The following is a 22623-nucleotide window of genomic DNA, read 5'->3' as shown; positions in this document are numbered from 1 at the left end:
TGATCGAGATACCTGCCGCTGGCTCAGAGCACGCCGCACTCGGCCAGCCAGGCGCGGGTGTCGTCGTCGTCCACCCACAGGTGTGCCTGCCAACCCGCGGCCAGGGCACCCTCGACGTTCTCGGGGCGGTCGTCCACGAACGCGATCTCCGACGGCGCCACCCCCAGGTCGGCGGCGGCGTAGTCGTAGATCTCCTTCCGCGGCTTGGCCGCGCCGATCAGCGCCGACACGTACACCCGGTCGAAGTGGTTTCGCCAGGGCGCGGCCTCGATGGCGTCGCCGAGCGGCCGGGGCGCGTTGGAGAGCAGCCCGGTGAGGCGTCCGGACGCCTTCGTGTCGGCCAGCAGCTGCTCGGCGGCGGGACGGATCCGGGTCCAGATGGTGGCGTCGGTGTTGGCCAGCAGCGCGACGTTCTCGGCGGAGGCCGCCAGCCCCAGCCGGGTCAGCAGCGGACCCCAGTAGGCGTCGTCGGTCGCGCCCTCGTCGTACTCGCGGCGTCCCTGCCAGTAGCCGGCGGCGAAGTCGTCGGTGCTGACCCCGAGCAGGCCGGCCGGGTGGGAGTGGATATCGGGCGGCGAGGCGAGCACCTGGCCCAGGTCGAAGACGACGGCGCGGATCATGACGCCATCATCGCCGGTTATCGGGCTCGGTGGGCGACCCCGCGAGCTCGACGTCTGCTCAGAGCACGATCACGGCTCGATGCGCAGAGCTGGTGTCCGCCCAGGCGGTGGCGATGTCGTCCAGCGGGTAGGCGGCGGCGTCCACGGTGACCGTGCCCGAGGTCAGCAGCTCCGCGTAGCCGGCCGCCGCTCGGGCCAGGACGTCGTGGGCGACCGATCCGGCTCCGCTGCCGCGCAGCGTCACCGACCGGCTGCGCAGCACCGCGGCGGGCACTGCGGCCGTCGGGCCGGCGGCTGCGCCGATCTCGACATAGGTCACCGGGTGGGCCACCGTGGCCAGCCCACGGGTGCCCAGCGCGGTCAGCGTCACCTCGGCGACCGGACCCCAGAGGAAGTCCAGGACCAGGTCCGGCTGGTACTCGGCGACCGCATCGCCGAGCGCGTCGGCGTCCAGGGTGACGGTGGCGCAGCCGAGTTCGGCGATCCGGTCGAGGGCCTCGGGGTTGCGGCCGGCGGCGAGCACCCGGTCGACCCCGAGCGCCCCGCAGTTCTGGACGGCGAGCCGTCCGGCGCTGCCGGTAGCGCCCAGCACCAGGACGGAGGCCTGCTCGGGGTTGGTCAGGTAGGTGGTGAGCGGCAGCCAGGACGACATGCCCGGGTTCATCCCGGCGGCCAGCGTGACCGGGTCGGCCTCCGGAGACACCGGCAGGGTGAGCCGGACGGCGGCCCGCTCGGCGAAGGTGCCGTAGGGGTCTGCGGTGAAGCCGGTGTAGCACAGGCCGCCGTCGGACCGGCGGGCGACCGCGTCCACGCCGGGGATCTTCGGCCAGACCTCGGTCGAGCCGTAGTGCCGTCCGGAAACCAGACCGCGGACGACCGGGTGGATGCCCGCCGCGACGATCTCGACGAGTTCGGCGCCGGGGCCGAGTTCGGGCTCGGCGAATGTGCCGGCGACCGGGGTGGCGCCGGGAGCGGTGACGACTGCTGCGCGCATGTCGATCCTCCATTGAACGATGTTAAATGCTGTCGCCTCCAGAGTGCCTTAACATTGTTCAATGATCAAGCCGGGCGGTGTCGGGCGCGGACTGACCCGCGATCAGGTCGTGGCCGCCGCGTTCGAGGTGCTCGACGAACACGGGCTGGACGGGCTGACCATGCGCAAGGTGGCCGGGCGGCTCGGCGTCCAGGCGGCCGCGCTGTACTGGCACGTCTCGGACAAGGCCGATCTGCTCGACGAGATGGGCACCAGCATGTGGCGGGCCGCAACGGCAACCCTGTTTCAGGCACCCGGCGACGACCTGGGCCGGGGGCTGACGCAGGCGGCCCGGACGCTGCGGGCCACCATGCTGGCGCACCGCGACGGTGCCACGGTGTTCGCCGGTCGGCGGCTCACCGACATCGGCCTGATCCAGGTGCAGGAGCGGCCGTTGGCTGCCTTGGTGGCGACCGGACGAAGCCTTGAGGACGTGCTGGACACCTGGCAGATCGTGATGCACTTCACCATCGGCTGGACGGCCGAGGAGCAGGGTGTGCGGCAGGCCCGGGAGGCCGATCCGAGCAGCTATGACCTGGCCGAACGGGACGCCCGGATCGGTGCCGAGGCCCACCCGTTGATGGCGCGGGCCGGACGGCTGATGTTCGCCGACCCCGAGGCCCGCTTCGAAAGGGTGCTGGCGCGGCTGGTCAGCGCGCTCACCTCGGAGTGACTCAGCGATCAGTCAAGGCGGTGCTGATCATCGTTGGTCGAGCTTGTCGAGACCCTGCTCGGGTGACCAAAAGAACCGTCCCCGCGGTCACCGGGGACGGTTCCCGCGGTCACCGGGGACGGTTCCCGCGGTCACCAACTGGGACGAAAAGAACCCCCTCGTGCCGGAAGTTTGTTCGGCGCCGGCTGCCATGATTGCCCGATGGCGACCTGGATCGGTGGAACCGAGGATCGTCCGGCCCGGTTCTTCTCCGGTCCGGACGCCTTCGACGACTGGCTCGCCGGGCACCACGACAGCGAGACCGAGCTTTGGATGGGGCTGTTCAAGAAGCACGCGGCCGATCGCGGGCTGACCTGGCCGGAGGCGGTTCCGGTCGCGTTGTGCTGGGGCTGGATCGACTCCTCGATGCACCGGCTCGACGAGGACACCGTCCGGCAGCGTTGGACGCCGCGCAAAGCAGGCAGTGGCTGGAGTCAGGTGAACATCGCTCTGGTTGCCGAACTGACCGCCGCCGGCAGGATGCGGCCGCCCGGAATCGCCGCGTTCGAGCGGCGGCGTCCCGACCAGGCCCGCTACAGCTACGAGCGTGGCGGCGAACTCGCCCTGCCGGACGACTACGAGGCGCAACTGCGGGCCGATCCGGCGGCGGTGGCGTTCTTCTACGGCCGCGCGACGGCGTCCTACCGGCGGACCTGCGTGGGCTGGGTGATGCAGGCGAAGACCGAAGTCACCCGGCAGAAACGGCTGGCCGAGTTGATCGCCGACTCGGCTGCCGGACGGCTGATCAAGCCGCAGCGCTACGGCGACCTGCCGAGGTGGGCAAAGCCGGGGTGATACCCGGCCCGATATGGGCACATCTGCCGATTCGGGGAGAGCCGCACGCTGATTATCGTGACCGGGAACCCCGAAGGAGACGATCGTGTACGGATTCCTACCCCGCCTGACGGCGCCTGCTGCGGCACCCGCTGACGAGGCTTTCAGCAGTTTCGCGCGAGCGAGCCGGCTGGTCGCGGCCGCCGAGCCCGAGCCGTCCGATCTCGGGCTGTCGCATCCCCGACTCGACTCGAACGAACTTTTCGAAGCGATCTCGCAGCCGGCCGCCGACCTGGTCGCGAACGGACGGCTGGCGAAGGTCTTCGTCGACCAGCGCGACCCGGCGCATCCCCGGGTCGCGTTCGTCAACGCCAACTTCCTCCGCAATGGCGCCACCCCCGATTCGGCGAAGTACCACTACTTCTTCGGACGCGAAGTGTTCGGCGTCCCCGAAGAACTGGACGAGTTCAACCGGGTGACCTACTTCACGCCCGGCCCGAAGCGCTATCTCGCCGGCGTGGTACACAGCTACGCGCTGGCCGGACGCCCGCCGGTGCTCGGCGTCCAGTTCTACCCCCAGGACGTGATCGCCGAAGAGGTGCTGCGCGACGCGGTGCTGGTGATCGCCCAGCAGATCGCGCTGCCCGGCACCTCGGTCGCGTTCGTGCAGACCGGGACGCAGCAGACCACGGCGCGGGTGGCGTCCGACCTGGCGGCGTCCGGGATCGAGGTGCTCACCCTGGACGACATCCTGGGCGCGGTCACCTACATTCCGCTGAACCAGGGCGAGGCCTGGGGGTACCTGCGGATCTTCCCGACCGATCCCGACGAACTGCGGCCGACCGACATCGTGGTGCTGGACGAGCTGCCGCTGGACCTGTCGGTGGTGGCGGGGGTGCTCACCCGGGCCGTCCAGGACACGAACTCCCATGTCAACCTCAAATCGAAGGAGCGCAACACGCCCAACGCGGTGCTCCGCGACGCCGGTCCACAGCACCCGCGGCTGGCGCCGTTCGCCGACACCCCGGTGCATTATGTGGTGCGCGGCGACGACTTCCTGATCGAGCCGACCACCGCCGAGGTGGTGGCCGCCAAGCTCGCCGAACGACTGGACCGGCCGGTGGTCGAACTGGGCTGGGAACCCGAAACCGAGCTGCGCGACTATGACGAGCTGGCGTCCGGGACCGCCGCGGAGGCGCTGGCGGCGGCTCGGCGCTACGGCTCGAAGGCGGCGAATCTCGGTTTCCTCGCCCACCGGCGAGTGCTGGGGCGGGTCGGGCAGCCGGGGACGCCCAGCGCCAGGCTCGGCTACGATCTGACCCCGCAGGGCTTCGCGGTGCCGTTCCAGTGGTACGCGGATTTCGTCGCGCACCCGCCCAACGACTGCCTGCGCACCGCCCTCGACGACCTGATCACCCGGGAGGCCGCGGGCGATCTGGCGCCGCGCGAACTCCGGGACCTGGTCGCCGTCGTCCAGGACGAGTTCCTGGCCGCCGAGTTCCCGGCCGGGCAACTGGAGGCGATCCGGGCCCGGGTCACCGCACTCGACGTCAAGAAGCTGAAGGTGCGGTCGTCGGCGAACGCCGAGGACATCCCTGGCTTCGACGGCGCCGGGCTGCACGACAGCTTCTCGGTCAAGACCAAGATCGCGGACGTCCCGGGCCAGATCTGCGCCGTCCGGGACGAGGCGGACGGTGCCGAGACCAAACGCACGGTCGACCCGCGGGCGCTGGGCTGCGCGGTCAAGGGGGTGTACGCCAGCCTGTGGAACAAGCGTGCGGTCGAGGAGCGGTCGTTCGCCCGGATCGACCAGCGCAGCGTCGCCATGGGACTCGCCGTCGTCCCGGCCTACGACAGCGAGTCCGACGTTGCCGCCAACGCCGTCGTGGTCACCCGGGTGCTGAACACGGACGCCGTCTACGGTTATTCGCTGTCGGTGCAACAGGGCAACAACCTGGTCACCAACCCCGACCCGGGCACCTACAGCGAGTCCAGCATCGCGGCGTTCCTCAGCGACGCCGAGCCGATCAGCTTCACCGTCACCCGCTTCGCCAAGCCGACGGCGTCCGGGCCGGCGTTGACCGCGCCGGTGCTGGCCAACGAGCAACTGGTCGCGCTGGTGGACCTGACCCGCACCGTGGAGCGGGCCTACTGCCGGGCAAAGCCGGGCTACTACCCGGGCCCCTGTTCGCAGGTGACCGCGGACAACACCAAGCCCCGCTCGCTCGATCTGGAGGTGAAAGTCCTTGAGGACGGGCATTTCGTGGTGAAGCAGGTGCGCGAGTTCGATGGTCGCTGAGATCTCGTACGTATGAGAGTGTTGAGCACGTACGTACGGATGCCTATCCTGTGGTTATGAGCAAACCGGTTACGCCGTCCCAACTGCGTCAGGACGTCTATCGCCTGCTCGATGGCGTTCTCGAGACTGGTGAGCCGCTGGAGATCACTCGGAATGGCCGCCGCTTGCGCTTGGTGCCGGACGAGCCGGGCCCCGACCGTCTGGCCGCGATCCAGGTCAACCCGGACGTCATCGCCGGCGATCCGGACGAGCTGGTGTCGATGGATTGGTCAAGCGAGTGGGACGACGATCGGCGGTTGCTGCCGTGACTCAGCGCCTCCACCTCGATACCCATGTGGTGGTGTGGCTCTACGCCGGTCTGCACGACCGATTCCCGGCCTCCCTGCGCGAGCGGCTCAACGAGGGGAGCCTGCGATTCTCACCGATGGTCCGGCTGGAACTCGGGTACCTTCACGAGATCGGCAGGATCGTCGACGAACCGCGGCGGATCCTGGCCGAGTTGGCGACCGCCATGGGCCTGGTGGAGGATGCTCAGCCGTTCGGCAGGGTCGTCGATCTGGCCGAGCGGATGACCTTCACGCGTGATCCGGTCGACCGGATCATCGTCGCCCAGGCATTGGCGGCACGGGACCTGCTGGTCACCAAGGACGAACGTATCCTCGCCGCCCACCCGGACCAGGCTATCTGGGACGCGGCCTGACCCCTACAGCCCGAGCAGTTCAATCGCCGCCATGGCGGCGTTGTGACCGCCGACGCCGCTGACTCCGCCGCCGCGGCGAGCGCCGGCTCCGCACAGCAGAATGCCGGCGTGGCCCGAATCGACGCCCCAACGCCGGGCGGGGGTGTCCAGGGGGTCGTCGGCGTCCGCCCACGGCCAACCCAGCCCGCCGTGGAAGATGTTCCCGCCGGGCATCGCCAGAGCGTCCTCGATGTCGCGGGTGGTCTTCACCTCGAGGCACGGTTCGCCGTTGCCGTCGGTGGCGAGCAGGGGCTCGATCGGCTCGGCGAGCACCGAGTCGAGTGTCGCCAGGACGGCCGACCGTAGCTCGGCGCGCAGCTCATCGTTGCCGTGACTGTCGACCAGGCGGTCCGGCACGTGCAGGCCGAACAGGGTGAGCGTCTGCCAGCCCTCCGCCCGCAACTGCCGGCCGAGGATGCTGGGGTCGGTGAGCGAATGGCAGTAGATCTCGGCCGGCAACGGATCCGGGACGCTCCCGGCCTCCGCTCGCGCGAACGCGGCGTTCAACTGGGTGAGGGTCTCGTTGATGTGGAAGGTGCCGCCGAAGGCAGCCTCGGGAGCGACCTGCTGACGCAGTCGGGGCAACCGGGTGAGCAGCATGTTCACCTTGGCCTGGGCACCCTCGACCCGCTCGGAGGTCTCGCCGAGCAGTCGTGACAGCACGGCCGGCGCAGCTCCGCACAGCACCAGGTCTGCGGTCAGCCGATGCTCCTCGTCCGCGTGCCGCCAGACCACCTCGCCGTCCGGGGTCACCGAGGTCACCTCGGCACCGGTGATCAGCTTCGCACCGGCGCTCTCGGCTGCGACCCGCAGGCCGCCACTGACCACACCCATGCCACCCACCGGCACGTCCCAGTCGCCGGTGCCGCCGCCGATCACGTGGTAGAGCAGGCAGCGGTTCTGTTCCAGGCCCGGATCGTCCACCGCGGCGAAGGTGCCGATCAGGGCATCCGTCGCGATCACCCCGCGGACCAGGTCAGCTGCCACGGACGCCTCGATCAACTCCTGGATCGGACGCTCGCACAACGCCGCCCAATCGGCCCCGACAAGCTTCTTCGCCTGTTCCCGGGTGGGCAGCGGGTCGGTCAAGGTGGGGAACACCGCTTGCGCCACGGCCGTCGTCCGCTGGTAGAACGAGGCGAAACCGGCGGCGTCCCCGGCCGCACCGATCGATGCGAAGGACGCCAGCGTCGCGTCCGCGTCGCCGTTGTCGATGAGCAGGCCGCGGTCGGTGCCGGGCACCGGCGTGTAGGACGAATACCGGCGCCGGGCCAGGCGCAACGGAATGCCCAGATCGGCGATCACCTGCTGTGGCATCAGGCTGACCAGGTAGGCGTAGCGGGAGAGCCGGGCGTCGACGCCGGGAAACGCGGGTGCCGAGAGTGCCGCGCCGCCGACGTGGTCGAGTCGCTCCAACAGCGTCACGGACGCCCCCGCGCGCGCCAGGTAGGCCGCTGCGGTGAGGGCGTTGTGGCCGCCGCCGATGATCGCGATCGTCTTCTGCATCGAATCCCCTACCCCGCTTCCCCAACCGCCCGGTCGTCCGGCGGCGGTTGCCATTGTGTCGGCCGGCGGACGGCACCGGCACCCGCCGGCGTCCGCCGAGATGACCAACCACGCGACGCCGGTGCGAATGTCACAGCCGGGTGGCAGGGTGAACCCAGGAGGTGTCCGATGGAACCCAAAGAAGTACTGCTGACCTATCTCGAACGAGCCCGCGAGGCGATGCTGTGGAAGCTGGACGGGCTGAGTGAGTACGACCTGCGGCGTCCGCTGACCCCGACCGGAACAAACCTGCTCGGGCTGGTGAAACACCTGGCCAGCGTCGAGTTGGGCTACTTCGGCGAGGTGATGGGACGGCCGTCCGGCATTCCGCTGCCCTGGTTCGACGACGACCCCAACCTGCCGGCCAACGCCGACATGTTCGCGACCGCGGAGGAGTCCTCCGAGCAGATCATCGAGCTCTACCGCAGCGCCGGACGGCACACCGCCGAGACCGTGGCCGCGCTGGAGTTGGACGCACCCGGCCGGGTGCCCTGGTGGGGCGAGCGTGGCGAGGTCACCCTGCAGCAGATCCTGGTGCACATGATCGCCGAGTCGCATCGGCACGTCGGGCACGCCGACATCGTCCGGGAGGCGATCGACGGGGCTGCCGGAATGCGACCGGGCGTCGACAACCTTCCCGAGCTGGACGCCGACGGCTGGCACCGGCAGTACGACGACCTGCAGGCGATCGCGGAAAGCTTCCGGCCCGACCCGGAGTGACCCGTGTCCGCCTTCCGTGGTCGTGCTGTCCACCGGTCGAAGTGGCGACTGTCAGATGCCCCAGCCCGGATCCAGCCGAGGCTCGGACGCGGGCGTCCGCCGGGTCTGCTCCAGTTCGGCGGCTAGTTCGACCAGCCGTGCGCCCACCGCCGACAGCGGCGGCTCGGCGGGCCAGATCGCCCGTAGCGGTCGCTCAACCGTCAATCCGTCGACCATGACCGCCCGTAACTCGCCGGCGCTCACCGCGGCGTGCACGGCATGCTCACTGAGCACCGCAGGCCCTGCGCCGGCGATCACTGCCACGCGGACGGCGGAGTTGCTGGCCAGTTCCAGGGCGGGTGCCGCTGCGGGCATTCCGGCCAGGGCGCGCTCGAGCGCGATCCGGGTGCCTGAGCCGGGTTCTCGAACGATCAGCGAAGTGCCGACGAGTTCGGCCAGCGGAACCGGTCGGGTTCGCCGAGCCCACTCGTGACCGGGCGCCACCACGACGACCAGCCGGTCGGTGGTGATCTCGCGCGAGCTCATTGTCGCGGTGAGGCTCTCGGGCAGATCGGGACTTTCCACAAATCCGAGCGTGTAGCCGGAACTCAGCAGTCGTCCGACCTCTCGGGAGTTGCCGACTGCCAGCGACACGTCGGCCTGCGGGTGTTCGGCCCGCAGCGCCGCCAGCCAGCGTGGCAGCAGTTCCTCGGCGATGGTTTGGCTCGCGGCTACCCGAAGGTCTGCCGGTGTGCCCGCGGCCGATCGCCGCCGCGCCGAGCAGGAGCCGCTGGTTCGCTTCCAGGACACGGCGCGCCCAGTCCACCACCAGGGCGCCGTCCGGGGTGGGCACGGTGCCGGCCGGACTGCGGGCCAGCAGCTCGAGTCTCAGCGTCCGCTCCAGTCGGCGCAACGCCCGGCTGGCGTTCGGCTGCGCCATCCCGAGCGCCCGTGCGGCGGCGCCGACGCCGCGATGCTCGACGGCGGCCACGAAAACGGCCAGGTCCGCCACCGAGGGATAGCGGTGTGGCGACAGCTCCAGAGCCATATCAACATCGTATGGCAACCATGCGAAAGTGGGGTCTAGTCCGATATGGCTTGCCGAGTCATCGTAGAGCGGTGTCCCAGCGAACCGTTCCTTCGGCGTCCGAACGCCGCTTGCCCGAGGTACATCCGGCTCCGGGAAGCGGACCCTCATCGCTTCCCGGCCTGCTGCTATCGGCGGCCGTCGCAGGTGGGGTGTTGGCGCTTCAGCATGTCGTGCCGGCGCTCAGTCCACTGCTGCTCGCGATCATCGCAGGAGCCGTATTGACCAACATCGCCGGATCCCGCGGTGGTTTCGCCGACCTGGTCGCACCCGGACTGCAGGTCGCGTCCCGGCGGCTGCTGCGCCTCGGGGTGGTGCTGCTCGGGCTGCAACTCGCGATCGCCGACATCGCCGGTCTGGGTTGGCCGGTGCTGCTCGGAGTCGTGGTGGTGGTGGCCGGCGGCATCGGGGCCACCCTGCTGGCCGGGCGCCTGCTGGGCGTCAGCCGGACCCAGTCGCTGCTGATCGCCTGCGGATTCTCGATCTGCGGGGCGGCGGCGGTCGCGGGAGCCGACGGCGTGCTCCGCCGACGCAACAGCGACGAAACCGCTACCGCGGTTGCCCTGGTCGTGGTCTTCGGCACAGCGCTGATCGCCGTACTGCCGCCGGCCGCCGCCCTGCTCGGGTTGGACGCCACTGCCGCCGGGGTGTGGGCGGGCGCCTCGATCCACGAGGTCGCCCAAGTGATCGCCGCCGCCGGCATCGTCGGGGAATCGGCGCTGGAGGTGGCGGTGGTGGTCAAACTTGCCCGGGTGCTGCTTCTCGCCCCGGTGCTGGCAGTGATCTCACTGGAGCAGCGGCCAGGACGCGGCGCACACCTCGGGCAACCACCGGTTCCGCTGTTCGTGTTCGGCTTTCTCGCGGCTGTCGTGGTGCGCAGCCTGGGGGTGCTGCCGCTTTCCGTGCTATAGGCCGCCGGCCTGCTGCAGACCGGGCTGCTGGCGGCGGCGATGTTCGCCCTCGGGACGTCGCTGCACGTCTCGGTGCTACGACGAGCCGGGCTGCGTCCCGTCCTGCTCGGCCTGATCGCCACCCTCGTGGTGGGGCTGCTCGGGCTGGCGACCTGCCGGCTCGCTTGAGGGTCGTGAGGCGCTCGTAGCGTCCGAGGTGCGCAGATCGGAGTCCGCCGACCCAGCCTTCCGGGCCGCTGCCCGGCGGCGCATTCGACGGACGACCGGCCAGGCCACCGCTCCGCCGACCAGGGCGAACGGCAGGACGCCGCCGAGCAGGGTGAGCAGGACCGCGATGGAGTTCTGCAGCGCGTCCCAGCCCTGGCTGAGCCCGGTCAGGAAAGGATTCGGGGTCTCGGCCTGGCCCGGACGGAGCAGCGTGACCGTCACCGGCGCGCGTTCGACCTGGTTCTTCAGCGCCTTCTGCTTGGCCAGCAGCGCCTCGAGTTCGGACTGCCGCTGGGTGAGTTCCTGCTCGACCCGGGCGATCTCGGTGATCGAGCCGGCCTTGCTCATCAGTGCCCGGATGCGCGCGATCGACTCGCGCAGCGTGCCGATCCGGGCTTCGACGTCGACCACCTGCTCGGTGACGTCCCGCGCTGTGACCGCCCGACTGACCAGTTCGCCCAGCTTGGCCGCCTCGGCCATGAACCGGTCCAGGTTCTCGCTCGGCACACTGAACACCAGCCGCGAGGTGGCGGCGGTGTCCTCCCCACCCGTCCAGGTCGACTCGGACGCCACATAGCCGCCCAGGCTCTCGGCCAGCTGACGGAGCTTGTCGGCGGTCGCGCCCAGATCGGGGGAGCGCAGCGACAGCGTTCCGGTGCGGACCACCTGCCGCTCGCTCGCCCGGCCGGTGTCGCTCGGAGCGGCGGTGGCCGCAGGTACGGCACCGTCGCCGGCCGGCGCCACCTCGGGCGAGCCAGCCGACGACGTGGCCTGGGTGCAGCCGGCCAGGCCGATCACCCCCGACAGCACCAGCGACGGCAACCAAACCTTGAATCGAGAAGCGCTCATGCCTCTACACCACGCACAGACCAGCGGAAACGTTGCGACCCGACCGGAGATGTCTGCGGGGGGCCGGGGCACCGCTGAGATTGGCAGCCTCAGCCGGCCGCCAGAACCTCGTCCGGTCCTTCCAGTTGTTGGAACTCGCGGGGACCGACCCCATGGAAGCGGCTGAAGGCCCGGCTGAAGTTCGACACCAGCGAGTAGCCCACCCGGGCCGCGACACTACTGCTCGCCACTCCGCTCTGCAGCAGCTGGCGGGCGACCCGCATCCGGGCGGCGTGCCGCCAACCTGAGAACGTCATACCGGTCTCCCGCCGGAATACCTCGTTGAGTTCAGCGGGGACGTCGTGGGTACTGCTCTGGGACGCCGTCCCGAGCGCGCCGAGAAAGGCCTTGGCTGCCGCCTTGGCCCGGTCATCCTCGGGTGTCGGCACGCTCCTGGCCCGCTCGACAGCGTGCTGACTGGAGAATGCCTCGATGACGTGGGTGTGGAAGACGCGCTCCATCGTCGGTGATCGTCCGCGATGCTCCTCGGACTTCAGCAGGCTGTTGGTGCTCACCGACGCCCACAGCAGCCAGTCGCGCCAGGCTGCCGAGAACCGGGCGCGGCGCGGCCGGTCCAACTGGGCACAGCCGGTGCACAAGGTGCTCAGCGGCACCGAGGCGTCCGGTGCGTTCTCTACCGTGGCACCCGCGGGCAACCAGACGACGTCCCCCGCGCGTCCGACCCAGAGCCGCTCGGCGAAGCGCGCCCGCAACTCGCCGGCCTGCACCCAGAGCATCACGTTGTCCGAGAGCAACCGATCCTCGGCCTCGATGGGGCCGGTGAGCGGACGGGGTGGCGACGTATCCCCGGTCCCTGCGGCCTGGGCACTGAACTCGCGCGGCGGGACGCCGTAGCGCGCGCGGAAGGCGTCCGCGAAACCCCAACGCGAGGTGAAGCCGACCTCGGCGCAGGCCCGGCCCACCGGCCACCCGGCCGCCAGCAGCTCTGCCGCCGCCGCCAGTCGGGTCAGCTGTCGCCAGTGCGCGAAGGTCGATCCGGTCTGAGTCAGGAAGCCACGTCGCAGGGTGCTGGGACTGCAGGCCGCCCAGGCCGCCCACTCGTCCAGGCTCCGGTCCGAGGCGGGCCGGCGGACGAGTTCGGTCGCTACCCTCCGCGCCGGCCCCAGCGCAGGCAGGAGGGGACGGATCGGCGCGCGTCCCGAGGCGCCGCCGGACCCGGACTCAATGCCCAGGTCCGGCGAGAGCGGCTTCGCACCGGCGAACGCGGGAGAGTCGTCCCAGGCCCACCGGCTGTAGCGCTCCAGCAGCCGATCGCGATCCTGATCCGCGATGGGGAACAGCGCGATCTCATCCGGGCCGGCAGCCACCGCGGGCACCGACGACCACGCCGGAATGACGAGGGTGGCCGGCTCGGTCCAAACCTCGTGCTCGGTGCCCGGTGGCACGCAGATACCCGAGCCGGCATCGATCCGATACTCCCGACCGTCATCGACCCGCAGGTGCGCGGTCCCGGTACTCACCCAGAGCGTCAGATGCTCTGCCAACTCGCCCGGCTCGCTCTTGCAGCTGCGCGGGATCGTGGGGGGAACGCTGACCAGCATGGACGCCCGACCTCCGCTCGCTTGGGGAAGCACTGATCAATCATGTCCCGGCTGCGGCGCACTCGGCGGGCGATCTGCAGCCCCAAATCTTGCGCCGTACGTCCAGTACGCCCACAAGATCTGGGGGCCGCAGCTCATCCCGCCGAGCACGTCCTCGCTCGGAACAGCATTGATCAGCACTTCCTTGGTGACAACCAACTGACGTTCCAGCTGACATGCCTTAGGTAAGCCTAACCTTAGGATTGGATCTGATCGCGTCCGGAACCGCCCCGTCCGAGACCCGGCGCCCAGTCTGGTGCCGGCGGTGATCGAAACGTCAACGTACGAGATGAGGAACGCGGATGAGGATCGGAACGTCGCGACGGCGTTGGGTTGTGGCACTGGCGGCGGTCGCCGCCTTCACTGCCCTGGCGGGCTGCGGTGGCCCTGCGGCAACGCCGTCGAGCACCCCGCCGTCGAACCCGCCGTCCAGCCCGGCCGGGGCGCCGGCCAGCGACCATCTGCCGGCCGGGGAGGGCACCACGGCCTACCCGTTGACGCTGGTCTCGCCGTGGGGAAAGACGACTCTGCAGAAGCGTCCGGAGCGGATCGCGATCGCCACCGGCGCCAACGATCTCGACAACACCTTGGCGCTCGGCGTGACGCCGGTGTGGGCCGACGACTGGCAGGCGTCCTACGAGTGGACCACCGCCGCCGGTTCGAAGAAGATCGAACGCCGTGGCGAGGTCACCGACACCATCCCCGTCGAGGACATCGCGGCGAGCAAGCCCGACCTGATCATCGCCGTGCAGACCGACGCCGGCATCCTCGAGGACGCCTACCCCAAACTGACCACGATCGCGCCCGTCCTCACCGTGGAGAAGCCGAGCTGGGACGTCACCTGGCAGGAAACCGTGCGGCTGATCGGCGCCACCCTCGATCTGACCAAGCGGGCCGACCTGGTCATCTCGGACGTGGACGCGAAGGTCACCGCGGCGGCGCAGGCGCACCCCGAGTTCCGGGGCAAGTCGCTGGCGTTCGTGCTGTGGCTGCAGGGCAACGAGAAGCTGACCTTCCGCTCCTTCCAGGGCTCGCCGACCTCGGAGTTGCTCGCCAAGCTCGGCTTCGCCGAGGCGCCGTCGGCGTCGAAGTTCAGCCGCGACAATCTGTTTCTGAGCGCCGAGAACTATGCCTTGATCGACGCCGACGTGGTGCTGATCGCATCGCCGAAGGCCCAGTTCGACAAGCTGCTCAAAACGCCGACGTTCGCGACGGTGCCGGCCATCGCGCAGAAGCGGTACGCCCTGATCGACCTCAGCGTCGAGAAGGAACTCGGCTGGGCGGTGAGCTGGCCGTCGGCGTTGAGCGTGCCCTGGTTCCTCGGCAAGATCGTGCCGCCGCTGGCGGACAGGCTCCGCTAGCAAGCGGTTCCCTGGGTCCCGCTCGGTCAGATGAAGGTGCCAGTTCAGGCGCGCCGGGCTGCTCGGTCGGTCCGGGACTCCGGCGTGCCCTCGTCGGCCATGGCCCCACGACGCGTCCTCGGGCTCGCGGTGATCCTGGCGGCACTGGGCGGCGCGGCGATGCTGAGCCTGGCGGTCGGGTCCAATCCGTTGTCCGTCGGCGAGGTGTGGCACGGGTTGTGGACGCATGACGGTTCCACCGCGTCCGCCGTAGTCTGGGGTCTGCGCGGGCCTCGCACCGTGGTCGGCATCGTCGTCGGGGCCGCCTTCGGCGTAGCCGGGGCGCTGATCCAGGCCTTGACCCGCAACCCGCTGGCCGATCCAGGGATTCTGGGTGTCAACGCCGGGGCGGGCTTCGCCGTCACCCTCGGCGTCGGCGTGCTGGGTCTGACCAGCGTCACCGACTACGTCTGGTTCGCCTTCGCCGGGGCGGCCGCGGCCACGCTGCTGGTCTACCTGATCGGTTCGGCGGGACGCGGCTCGACCACTCCGGAGGCGCTGGTGCTGGCCGGCGTCGCGCTCGGTGCGGTGCTCACCGGGTTCTCCACGATGCTCGAACTACTCGATCCCGAGGTGTTCCAGGCGGTGCGGAACTGGGGCCTCGGGTCGATCGACCGCACCGAGCTGTCCGAAACCCTGGGCGTCGCGCCCTTCCTGGCGGCCGGCCTGTTGCTTGCCTTCGCCCTCTCCGGTTCGCTCAACTCGCTCGCGCTCGGCGACGACCTGGCGGCATCGCTGGGCACCCGGGTGCTGCGGACCAGGATCCTCGGCATCGTCGCGATCACCCTGCTGGCCGGCACCGGCACCGCGCTCACCGGTGGGCTGGCCTTCGTCGGGCTGATGGTGCCGCACATCGTCCGCTGGTTCACCGGTCCCGACCAGCGCTGGATCATCGCCTACTCGGCGCCCGCGGCGTCCGCCCTGGTGCTGTTCTCCGATGTGATCGGACGCGTCGCCGGTCGTCCGGGCGAGATCGAGGCGGGGATCGTCACCGCCGTGATCGGGGCGCCGGTGCTGATCGCCCTGGTCCGCCGGCGGAACGCGAGCGGCCTGTGACCGCCCCGGATTCCGCCGCCACCGTCGCCCCGGTCGACTTCGGGCGGGCGACCCGGGCGATCCGGCTCGGTCCGCTGTCTGCGAACCTCCCGATTCGGGTGATGGCGGTGTCGTTCCTGCTGCTCACGGTGGCCGCGGCGTCCGCCGTCGTTGCCATCACGATCGGGAAGTACCCGATCAGCCTTGGTGAGGTCTACCAGGCGCTCGCCGGCGGCGGGGCGGACTTCCCGCGCACCGTCGTGCTCGAGTGGCGGCTTCCGCTGGCCGTGGCGGCGGTGGTGTTCGGTGCCGTGCTGGGCATCGGCGGCGCCATCTTCCAGTCGCTGACCCGCAACCCGCTGGGCTCCCCCGATGTGATCGGGTTCGACGCCGGTGCCTACACCGCGGTGGTGGTGATGATCCTGCTGGCGGGGTCGTCCGGCCGTTGGACGTTGGCCGGCGCGTCCCTCGTCGGTGGCTTGGCGACAGCGCTGGTGGTGTTCGCGCTCGCCTACCGGCGGGGCGTCCAGGGCTTCCGGCTGATCATCGTCGGAATCGGCGTGTCGGCGCTGCTCGGTTCGCTGAACGCCTATCTGATCACCCGTGCCGACATCGTGGACGCGATGACCGTCGGCTTCTGGGGCGCGGGTGGGCTCGGGCACCTCACCTGGCCGATCCTGACGCCGTCGCTGGTGCTCGCCGCCGCCATCATCGTGGCGGCGATCCTGCTGTCGCCGGCCCTGAAACGACTCGAACTCGGCGACGACCTCGCGATCACGCTCGGCACCCGGCTGGTCGCGGCACGGCTGTCCCTGATGATCGTCGGCGTCGCCACCGTCGCGCTGGTGACGGCGGCGGCCGGCCCGATCGGCTTCGTCGCGCTGGTCGCGCCGCAGTTGGCCCGCCGGCTGACCCGATCGCCCGGGGTGAGCCTGCTGGCGTCGGCCGCGATGGGAGCCGCGCTGCTGGCCTGCGCGCACCTGCTCAGCCTGGCTGTCGCTGCGGTATATGCCGCGATCCCGGTCGGGTTGTACACCGTCTGCTTCGGCGGCGGGTACCTGATCTGGCTGCTGATCCGCGAAGCCCGACGGCACGGAGGCCTGCGATGACCGCGGACGTCCCGATGAAACCGACCGGCGACGTTCCCGCGCGCGTCACCGTGGTCGAGGCGACGATCGGCTACGACCGCCGGGTGGTCTCGCGGCAACTCTCCGTGCAGATTCCGGACGGCTCGTTCGTCGCCATCATCGGCCCCAACGGCTGCGGCAAGTCGACCCTGCTCCGCGCGCTGGCCCGCGTGCTCACCCCGGTCTCCGGCGCGGTGTTGCTGGACGGCCGGACCATCGGCAGCTACCGGCCCAAGGAGGTGGCCCGCGTCCTGGGGCTGCTGCCGCAGACGTCCCTGGCGCCGGAGGGGATCCGGGTCGCCGATCTGGTGGCCCGCGGGCGAGCCCCGCACCAGGGCATCTTCGCCCAGTGGAGTCGCGCCGACGAGGACGCCGTGGCGGCCGCGCTCGCGGCAACCCGGCTGACCGAACTCTCCGGACGTCTGGTCGACGAACTGTCCGGTGGCCAGCGGCAGCGGGTCTGGGTGGCGATGCTGCTGGCTCAGCAGACGCCGATCCTGCTGCTGGACGAGCCCACCACGTTCCTGGACATCGCCCATCAGTACGAGTTGATGGAGTTGCTGCGGACCTTCCACCTCGACGGCAAGACCGTCGTCGCGGTGCTGCACGACCTGAATCAGGCCGCCCGCTACGCCGATCACCTGATCGTGATGCGGGACGGCGACGTGGTGACCACCGGCGCTCCCGCCGAGATCATCACCACGGACCTGATCGCCGAGGTCTTCGATCTGCGGGCACTCGTCCTGCCCGACCCGGTCACCGGGACGCCCACCGTCGTCCCGCTCGACCCGCGGCGGACCCGCTCGAACAGCGACCCTCGACCCGATGAAGACACCCAAACCCAATGAAGAGGAGAACCCTGATGGCTCGCAAGCGAACGTTCACCGGACCGAACCGCACCGGTGAGCTCAAGCTGCACTTCCACGCCAAGGTGGTCCGCCGCGACCTGCGGGTGGCCCGGGTCGAGGACCTCACCGGGCGGTACCGCCGGATCACCCTGGTCGGCGACGACCTGGCCGGCGGATTCCCGTTCGCGCGGTTCGCCCCGCTCGACCACGTCCGGGCCTTCTTCCCGAACCCGGAGACCGGCGAGTTGATCGCCTATCGGGAGGTCGCCGACCACGAGTGGGTGCTCGAGGGCTCGGGCGATCCCATCCACCGCGACTACACGGTCCGGGCCTGGGATCCGGACACCGGTGAGCTGAGCCTCGAGTTCGTCCTGCACGAGCACGGTGTCGCGGGTCGGTGGGCGCGCACCGCCGTCCCCGGTGACCCGCTGGTGGTCAACGGTCCGAGTGCGCACTGGTTCCTGCCCGAGAACTATCCGCACTACCTCGTCGCCGGGGACGAGACCGCGCTGCCGATGATCGCCCGGATCATCGAGGAGGCGCCGGCCGGCTGCCGGGTCACCGCCGTGGTGGAGGTCGCCGATACCTCCGACGAGTTGGCGCTGACCGGTGCCGCCGAACTGGACCTGCACTGGGTGCACCGAGCCTCCGCGCCGGCGGGGGAGGGACACCTCAGCCCGCTCGAGACCGCGCTGCGCGAGCTCCCCCTTCCCGACGACCTGGGTGAGTTGTTCGTCGTGATCGCCGGCGAGACCAACGCGTTGCGGCCGATCCGGCGGTACTTCCGCCACGAGGTCGGACTGCGCCGGAAGCAGTTGGTCGTCGATGGCTACTGGAAGCGCGGAGTCGCCGACTTCGATCACCACGACGTCGACTTCGACGAAGACTGATCCGCCGTCTCAGCCGTCCTCGGGGGATCCCCGTAGCTCCAGCCCGATCTGCTCGGCGTCCACCACGGCTAGCGCATGGGTGAGCACCTCGGCGTCGAAGACGCCGTCGTCGCGGGCGTCCAGCAGGGCCGTCCGCTGGGCGTTCAGCACGTCGAGCTCGACCCGCTTCAGCCCGCGTCCGGCGACCCTGTTGCGCTCCTGCTCGGCGGTCTGCTTCATCAGGTCGAAGAGCCGGTCACGTTCGTCGGCGTCGCCTTGGCGGTCCTCGTCGGTGGCCGGACGGCTCAGCCACCTCACCACCAGCGGCAAGGTCGCGCCCTGGATCAGCAGCGAACCCCCGGCCAGGGCGAAGGCGACCAGCAGCAGCGTCGGGCGTCCCGGGGTATCGGACGGCAGCGTCTGGGCGGCGGCCAGCGAAACCGCGCCGCGCATCCCCGCCCAGACCAGCAGACCGCCTTCGCGCGGACCGATCGGGTTGCTGGACAGGTAGTCGACGGTGGCGCGTTCCCGGCGCAGGCGGGTCAGCACCAGGGTGAGCCGCTGGGTGCTCCACCGTCGCGTTCCGCCTCGGCGGCCGGCGGCAGCTCGACGGTTCTCAGGGGAGATCGGCGGCTCTGGGTGGGCGCGCGGATCGGCCAACCGCTGCTCCAGGTAGGCCTGCCAGCCCTCCATCCGTTCCTGCCGGCTCAGCCGGCGTTCGGTTCGGCGCGCCATGCCGGCGACCAGGGAAGTCACATAGACCCCCCGGATCAGCACCGACCCCAGCCAGCCGGCGGCGGCCACCCAGGCGACCGTGAGCATCGCGCCGTGACCGTGATCGGCGTGCGTGATCAGACCATGCAACTGCAGACCCATCAGGCCGAAGATGCCGCTCTCCAACACCAGTTCGACGGTCTTCCAGTTCTGCGAGTCCGACAGCCGCGCCCACGGCGACAGCATCCGCGGCGCACCGTACCCGCTGACCAGACCGGCCACCACGGCCGCCACCAGGCCGGACGCCCCGACCTGTTCGGCCGGCACCGCGGCCAGGAACGGCGCGGCGTACGAGATCACCGTCGAGGGCGCGGGATCGCTCAGCTTGGCCCGCAGCCACAGATTCAGCCAGCCGACCGCGAAGCCGATCAGGGCAGCGCCGGTGACGGCCCAGAGGAAGTCCAGCAGCACGCCGCCGATCGCGATGCCGCCGGCGGCAGCCGCCACCGCCGACCGCAGCAGGACCAGGGCGCTGGCGTCGTTCAGCAGGCTCTCGCCCTCCAGCATGGTGAGCACCCGGTGCGGGACGCCGGTCCGGCGGGCGATGGCGGTCGCCACCGCGTCCGTCGGGCTGACGATGGCTCCCAGCGCGACGCCCCAGGCCAGCGAGATGTCGAGGGTGGCGCTGAACAGCCAGCCGAGCAACAGGCTGCTGAGCACGACCAGGGCCACTGACAGGCTGGTGATCGAGCGCAGTTCCCGGCGGAAGCTCATCGACGGCATCGACGCGGCGGACGAGAACAGCAGCGGCGGCAGCACCCCGATCAGCACCCATTCGGGATCGATCTCGAGACTCGGGACGCCGGGGATGAAGCCGATCACCACACCGACGACGACCAACAGCAACGGGGCGGCGACCCGGACGGCGCCGCTGAGCGCCGACGCGCCCGCGATGCCCAGCAGCGCCACGGTCAGCAGGATGACGACGTGTTCGGGTTCCACGGGGTCAGCATGCCGTCCGAACGCACCGACGGCCACTGGCCGTTGATCGGACTTGTCGACGTTCAGGTCTGCTCAGGTCTCGACCAGTGGTGACCGATGGAAACCAGCCCCGCCCGCGGCGAGACGTGCGTTATGCGGCGACCCGGAGTGGGTCTGCCGGGCCGCTGCGGAGAAACTCGCGTTATGCCGCCCCCTGGCCGGGCCCATAACGCTGATATCGGCGCGGACCGGCCGAGTTCCGCCGGGGAGGCTCCGCAGAACGCTCGTTTGCGCGCGACAAGCGCTGGAACCACGGGCAACTGCGGCCGCGGCCGATGGAGGCGGCACGGCGGGAGCTGGGCCGGATCAGGCCGGCTCCGCCTGGGTGCGCAGGAAGCGTCCGAAGTGCGGCACGGTGAACGCGATCCGGCCCCGCTCGCTGGCGTAGATCAGGCCCTTCTTGATCAGGGCGTCCCGGGCGGGGGAGAGGGACTGCGGCTTGCGGCCCAGAGTCTCGGCGACCAGCGCGGACGGCACCGCGCCGGCGTCGGTCGCGTCGGCGTCCGCCATCGCCCGCAGGTACTCGCGTTCGGCGGCCGTCGCCCGCTCCAGCCGCGAGCCGAAGAAGCCGACGGCGAGTTCGTGTTCCGCCTCGGGTGCGGCGACCGAGACGTCCTCGGCGGTGATCGGCGTAGTCGGAGCCAGATCCCAGACCACCTTGCCGTAGGCCTGGACGAAGTACGGGTATCCGCCGGTGACCCGGTACATGGCGTCGAGGGCCTCGGGGGTGAACGCGGCACCCTCCTCCGCTGCGGGGGAGACCAGGGCGAGGTCGGCCGACTCGCGGTCCAGTCGGTCAATCCGGGCGTAGGAGAACAGCCGCTCCGAGTACGACTTGGACGCGCTCAGCACCGCCGGCAGATGGGGCAGCCCGGCGCCGACGACGATCAGCGGCAGCGACTGCTGGCCGAGTTCGTGGCAGGCGGCACACAGCGCCGAGACGTCGTCGGCACCGAGGTCCTGCATCTCGTCGATGAACACCGCGACCCCCTTGCCCTGGTCGGCGGCCAGCCCGGCGACGTCGGTGAGCAACTCGACCAGGTCGATCTCGATGTCGCCGGAGTCGGCACGGCCGGTGATCGACGGGGCGCTGATGCCCGAGTTCCACCGGTCGTAGGCCTTGGCATTGGCGGGCGCGGCGCGTTCGACGAATGCCTTCAGGGTGGAGAGGACGGCGGTGGCGTCCGGGTGACCGAGCTCGCGGATCGCCATGTGCAGCGCGGCGCCCAACGGACGCCGGATGCCCTGGTCAGGACGGGCCTCCAACTTTCCGGTGCCCCAGCCGGCCCGGACGGCCAGCGACCGGGTGGCGTTGAGCAGCACGGTCTTGCCGACGCCGCGCAGCCCGACCAGCACGATCGAGCGCTCGGGACGTCCGCGGGAGACCCGCTCGATGACGAACCGGAACGCCTCGAGTTGCGGGTCGCGTCCGGCCAACTCGGGCGGCCGCTGGCCGGCGCCGGGTGCGTACGGATTTCTGATCGGATCCACGATCGGACTGTATGGCCTTCTCTAGTGCCCGTCGCAGATTCGGCCAGAGTGTCGCAGAGCCAGCGCGGGGGTCGAGTCGGCGGACGAGGGGTCGGACGCCCGGGCCTGGGCCAGCAATCCGCCGATCACCAGTTGGACGGCAGGGGACTCCTCGACGGCGCGCCGGACCAGGACGTGCAGCGAGCGGATCGGAGTCGGATTCACCACCGGGACCGCCCGGACGCCGGGAGGCAGGTCGACGGTGCACAACCGAGGCATCACGGCGATCCCGATGCCGGCTGCGACGAACGCGATCGCGGTCGGGTGATTGGCGGTGCGGACCGAGTAGGGCGGAACGAAGCCCGCCGAGACCGCCGCGCGATGCAGGTTGATCACGCACCAGGACTCCTCGGAATCGTGCGCGATCCAGCGCTCCCCGGCGAGCTCGGCCAGGTCGACCGAGCCACGTTCCGCGAACGGATGTCCGGGAGGCAGCACTGCGACATATGGCTCGTCCACCAGGTGCAGTGCGCGGAATCCGGCCGGCGCGGTGTAGTCCCTGGCTTCGACCAACAGCTCCACGTCGACCCGGTGATCGGGCGACGGCAGGTCCTCAACCCTCAGGTCCAGACGCAGCCCCGGGTGCTCGGCGAGCACGCGGTGCACGATGCCGGGGATCCAGGCCATCGCGGCGGAGGTGAAGTAGGCCATGCTGAGCGACCCGGAGCGCCCTTCCCGGAGGTCGGCGACCTTCGCTTCGACCTCGGAGAGTTCGCCGAACAGGCCGTCCGCCGCGCCGGCGAGTTCGAGCCCGGCGTCGGTGGGTTCAATACCGCGGCCCGACTTGCTCAGCAGCACCAGGCCGGTCTCGCGAGCCAGCGCTGCCACCTGCTGGCTCACCGCCGACGGCGTGTAGCCGAGGTGGGCGGCCGCCCCCTGGATCGAGCCGGCGGCGATCACCGCCCGGTACACGCGGAGTCGCTGTAGATCCATCATGACCGTCA

General features: G+C 70.5%; 21 protein-coding genes and 1 pseudogene. 12 read left to right on the top strand and 10 right to left on the bottom strand.

The features are described 5' to 3' along the window. Positions 1-23: 23 nt before the first annotated feature. Both QM711_RS18155 and QM711_RS18150 read right to left on the bottom strand, forming a co-directional pair. Positions 24-620 carry an HAD family hydrolase gene (locus QM711_RS18155; RefSeq protein ID WP_415101928.1) on the bottom strand — a complete coding sequence of 199 codons (597 nt, stop codon included), beginning with the start codon at positions 618-620 and terminating at the stop codon, positions 24-26. Between the two features lie 58 nt (positions 621-678). After that, positions 679-1614: a zinc-binding alcohol dehydrogenase family protein gene (locus QM711_RS18150; RefSeq protein ID WP_415101926.1), complete on the bottom strand. Its 936-nt coding sequence runs from the start codon at positions 1612-1614 to the stop codon at positions 679-681. 61 nt (positions 1615-1675) lie between these two features. On the opposite strand from QM711_RS18150, the gene QM711_RS18145 reads away from it, so the two are divergent. The 5 genes from QM711_RS18145 (at position 1676) to QM711_RS18125 (ending at position 6138) form a co-directional block, all read left to right on the top strand. Continuing rightward, positions 1676-2326, top strand: coding sequence for a TetR/AcrR family transcriptional regulator C-terminal domain-containing protein (locus QM711_RS18145; protein ID WP_415101924.1), 651 nt, complete (start codon positions 1676-1678; stop codon positions 2324-2326). Positions 2327-2527: 201 nt separating this feature from the next. After that, a complete protein-coding gene (locus QM711_RS18140) occupies positions 2528-3160 on the top strand; it encodes a YdeI/OmpD-associated family protein (RefSeq protein WP_415101922.1) in 633 nt (210 codons plus the stop codon). A gap of 85 nt (positions 3161-3245) precedes the next feature. Beyond that, positions 3246-5438 carry a PEP/pyruvate-binding domain-containing protein gene (locus QM711_RS18135; RefSeq protein WP_415101920.1) on the top strand — a complete coding sequence of 731 codons (2193 nt, stop codon included), beginning with the start codon at positions 3246-3248 and terminating at the stop codon, positions 5436-5438. Positions 5439-5494: 56 nt separating this feature from the next. Continuing rightward, entirely contained in the window at positions 5495-5746 is a 252-nt protein-coding gene (locus QM711_RS18130) for a hypothetical protein (protein WP_415101918.1), read from the top strand. Next, complete coding sequence (locus tag QM711_RS18125; RefSeq protein ID WP_415101916.1) at positions 5743-6138, top strand: type II toxin-antitoxin system VapC family toxin; 396 nt, start codon at positions 5743-5745, stop codon at positions 6136-6138. Before QM711_RS18130 ends, QM711_RS18125 begins: the two co-directional genes overlap by 4 nt. Positions 6139-6141: 3 nt before the next feature. Here the strand turns inward: QM711_RS18125 and QM711_RS18120 are convergent, their stop codons facing one another. Next, positions 6142-7683, bottom strand: coding sequence for a phytoene desaturase family protein (locus QM711_RS18120; RefSeq protein WP_415101914.1), 1542 nt, complete (start codon positions 7681-7683; stop codon positions 6142-6144). Positions 7684-7851: 168 nt separating this feature from the next. Here QM711_RS18120 and QM711_RS18115 point away from each other — a divergent pair, with 168 nt between their 5' ends. Next, positions 7852-8442 carry a DinB family protein gene (locus QM711_RS18115; protein WP_415101912.1) on the top strand — a complete coding sequence of 197 codons (591 nt, stop codon included), beginning with the start codon at positions 7852-7854 and terminating at the stop codon, positions 8440-8442. 51 nt (positions 8443-8493) lie between these two features. On the opposite strand, the gene QM711_RS18110 is transcribed toward QM711_RS18115, so the two are convergent. Then, a complete protein-coding gene (locus tag QM711_RS18110) occupies positions 8494-9231 on the bottom strand; it encodes a LysR substrate-binding domain-containing protein (RefSeq protein ID WP_415101910.1) in 738 nt (245 codons plus the stop codon). A gap of 37 nt (positions 9232-9268) precedes the next feature. After that, a pseudogene (locus QM711_RS18105) lies at positions 9269-9469 on the bottom strand (helix-turn-helix domain-containing protein); the annotation flags it as partial. 11 nt (positions 9470-9480) lie between these two features. Here QM711_RS18105 and QM711_RS18100 point away from each other — a divergent pair. After that, on the top strand, positions 9481-10419 hold the full coding sequence (locus tag QM711_RS18100) for a YeiH family protein (RefSeq protein ID WP_415101908.1): 939 nt from the start codon (positions 9481-9483) through the stop codon (positions 10417-10419). A 75-nt stretch (positions 10420-10494) separates the two neighbouring features. Here QM711_RS18100 and QM711_RS18095 read toward each other — a convergent pair whose 3' ends face one another. Both QM711_RS18095 and QM711_RS18090 read right to left on the bottom strand, forming a co-directional pair. Further along, positions 10495-11475, bottom strand: a complete 981-nt coding sequence (locus tag QM711_RS18095) for a DUF4349 domain-containing protein (RefSeq protein ID WP_415101906.1) — start codon at positions 11473-11475, stop codon at positions 10495-10497. 89 nt (positions 11476-11564) lie between these two features. Continuing rightward, positions 11565-13109: a helix-turn-helix transcriptional regulator gene (locus QM711_RS18090; protein WP_415101904.1), complete on the bottom strand. Its 1545-nt coding sequence runs from the start codon at positions 13107-13109 to the stop codon at positions 11565-11567. 308 nt (positions 13110-13417) lie between these two features. Between QM711_RS18090 and QM711_RS18085 the strand changes: the two genes are divergently transcribed. The 5 genes from QM711_RS18085 (at position 13418) to QM711_RS18065 (ending at position 18415) form a co-directional block, all read left to right on the top strand. Then, the gene (locus QM711_RS18085; RefSeq protein WP_415101902.1) at positions 13418-14476 is read left to right on the top strand and encodes an ABC transporter substrate-binding protein; all 1059 of its coding nucleotides are present in this window, start codon (positions 13418-13420) and stop codon (positions 14474-14476) included. A 99-nt stretch (positions 14477-14575) separates the two neighbouring features. Then, positions 14576-15571 (top strand): FecCD family ABC transporter permease, encoded by a 996-nt coding sequence (locus QM711_RS18080; protein ID WP_415101900.1) that lies wholly within the window; start codon positions 14576-14578, stop codon positions 15569-15571. Further along, positions 15568-16659 carry a FecCD family ABC transporter permease gene (locus QM711_RS18075; RefSeq protein WP_415101898.1) on the top strand — a complete coding sequence of 364 codons (1092 nt, stop codon included), beginning with the start codon at positions 15568-15570 and terminating at the stop codon, positions 16657-16659. The genes QM711_RS18080 and QM711_RS18075 overlap by 4 nt, the downstream gene beginning before the upstream one ends. Then, on the top strand, positions 16656-17525 hold the full coding sequence (locus QM711_RS18070; RefSeq protein ID WP_415101896.1) for an ABC transporter ATP-binding protein: 870 nt from the start codon (positions 16656-16658) through the stop codon (positions 17523-17525). The genes QM711_RS18075 and QM711_RS18070 overlap by 4 nt, the downstream gene beginning before the upstream one ends. A 14-nt stretch (positions 17526-17539) precedes the next feature. Beyond that, positions 17540-18415: a siderophore-interacting protein gene (locus QM711_RS18065; RefSeq protein WP_415101894.1), complete on the top strand. Its 876-nt coding sequence runs from the start codon at positions 17540-17542 to the stop codon at positions 18413-18415. Between the two features lie 9 nt (positions 18416-18424). On the opposite strand, the gene QM711_RS18060 is transcribed toward QM711_RS18065, so the two are convergent. The 3 genes from QM711_RS18060 to QM711_RS18050 all read right to left on the bottom strand — a co-directional run bounded on the left by QM711_RS18060 (position 18425) and on the right by QM711_RS18050 (position 22615). Beyond that, positions 18425-20110 (bottom strand): cation:proton antiporter, encoded by a 1686-nt coding sequence (locus QM711_RS18060; RefSeq protein WP_415101892.1) that lies wholly within the window; start codon positions 20108-20110, stop codon positions 18425-18427. A gap of 345 nt (positions 20111-20455) precedes the next feature. Continuing rightward, on the bottom strand, positions 20456-21640 hold the full coding sequence (locus QM711_RS18055; RefSeq protein WP_415101890.1) for an AAA family ATPase: 1185 nt from the start codon (positions 21638-21640) through the stop codon (positions 20456-20458). Between the two features lie 21 nt (positions 21641-21661). Further along, positions 21662-22615 carry a LysR family transcriptional regulator gene (locus QM711_RS18050; protein WP_415101888.1) on the bottom strand — a complete coding sequence of 318 codons (954 nt, stop codon included), beginning with the start codon at positions 22613-22615 and terminating at the stop codon, positions 21662-21664. Between the last annotated feature and the right edge of the window lie 8 nt (positions 22616-22623).

Origin of the sequence: Micropruina sp. (assembly GCF_047602385.1) — a bacterium.
Lineage (GTDB): Bacteria > Actinomycetota > Actinomycetes > Propionibacteriales > Propionibacteriaceae > Micropruina.
The sequence above is the reverse complement of the archived record's forward strand: the minus strand, read 5'-3'. Positions and strand labels throughout refer to the sequence as shown.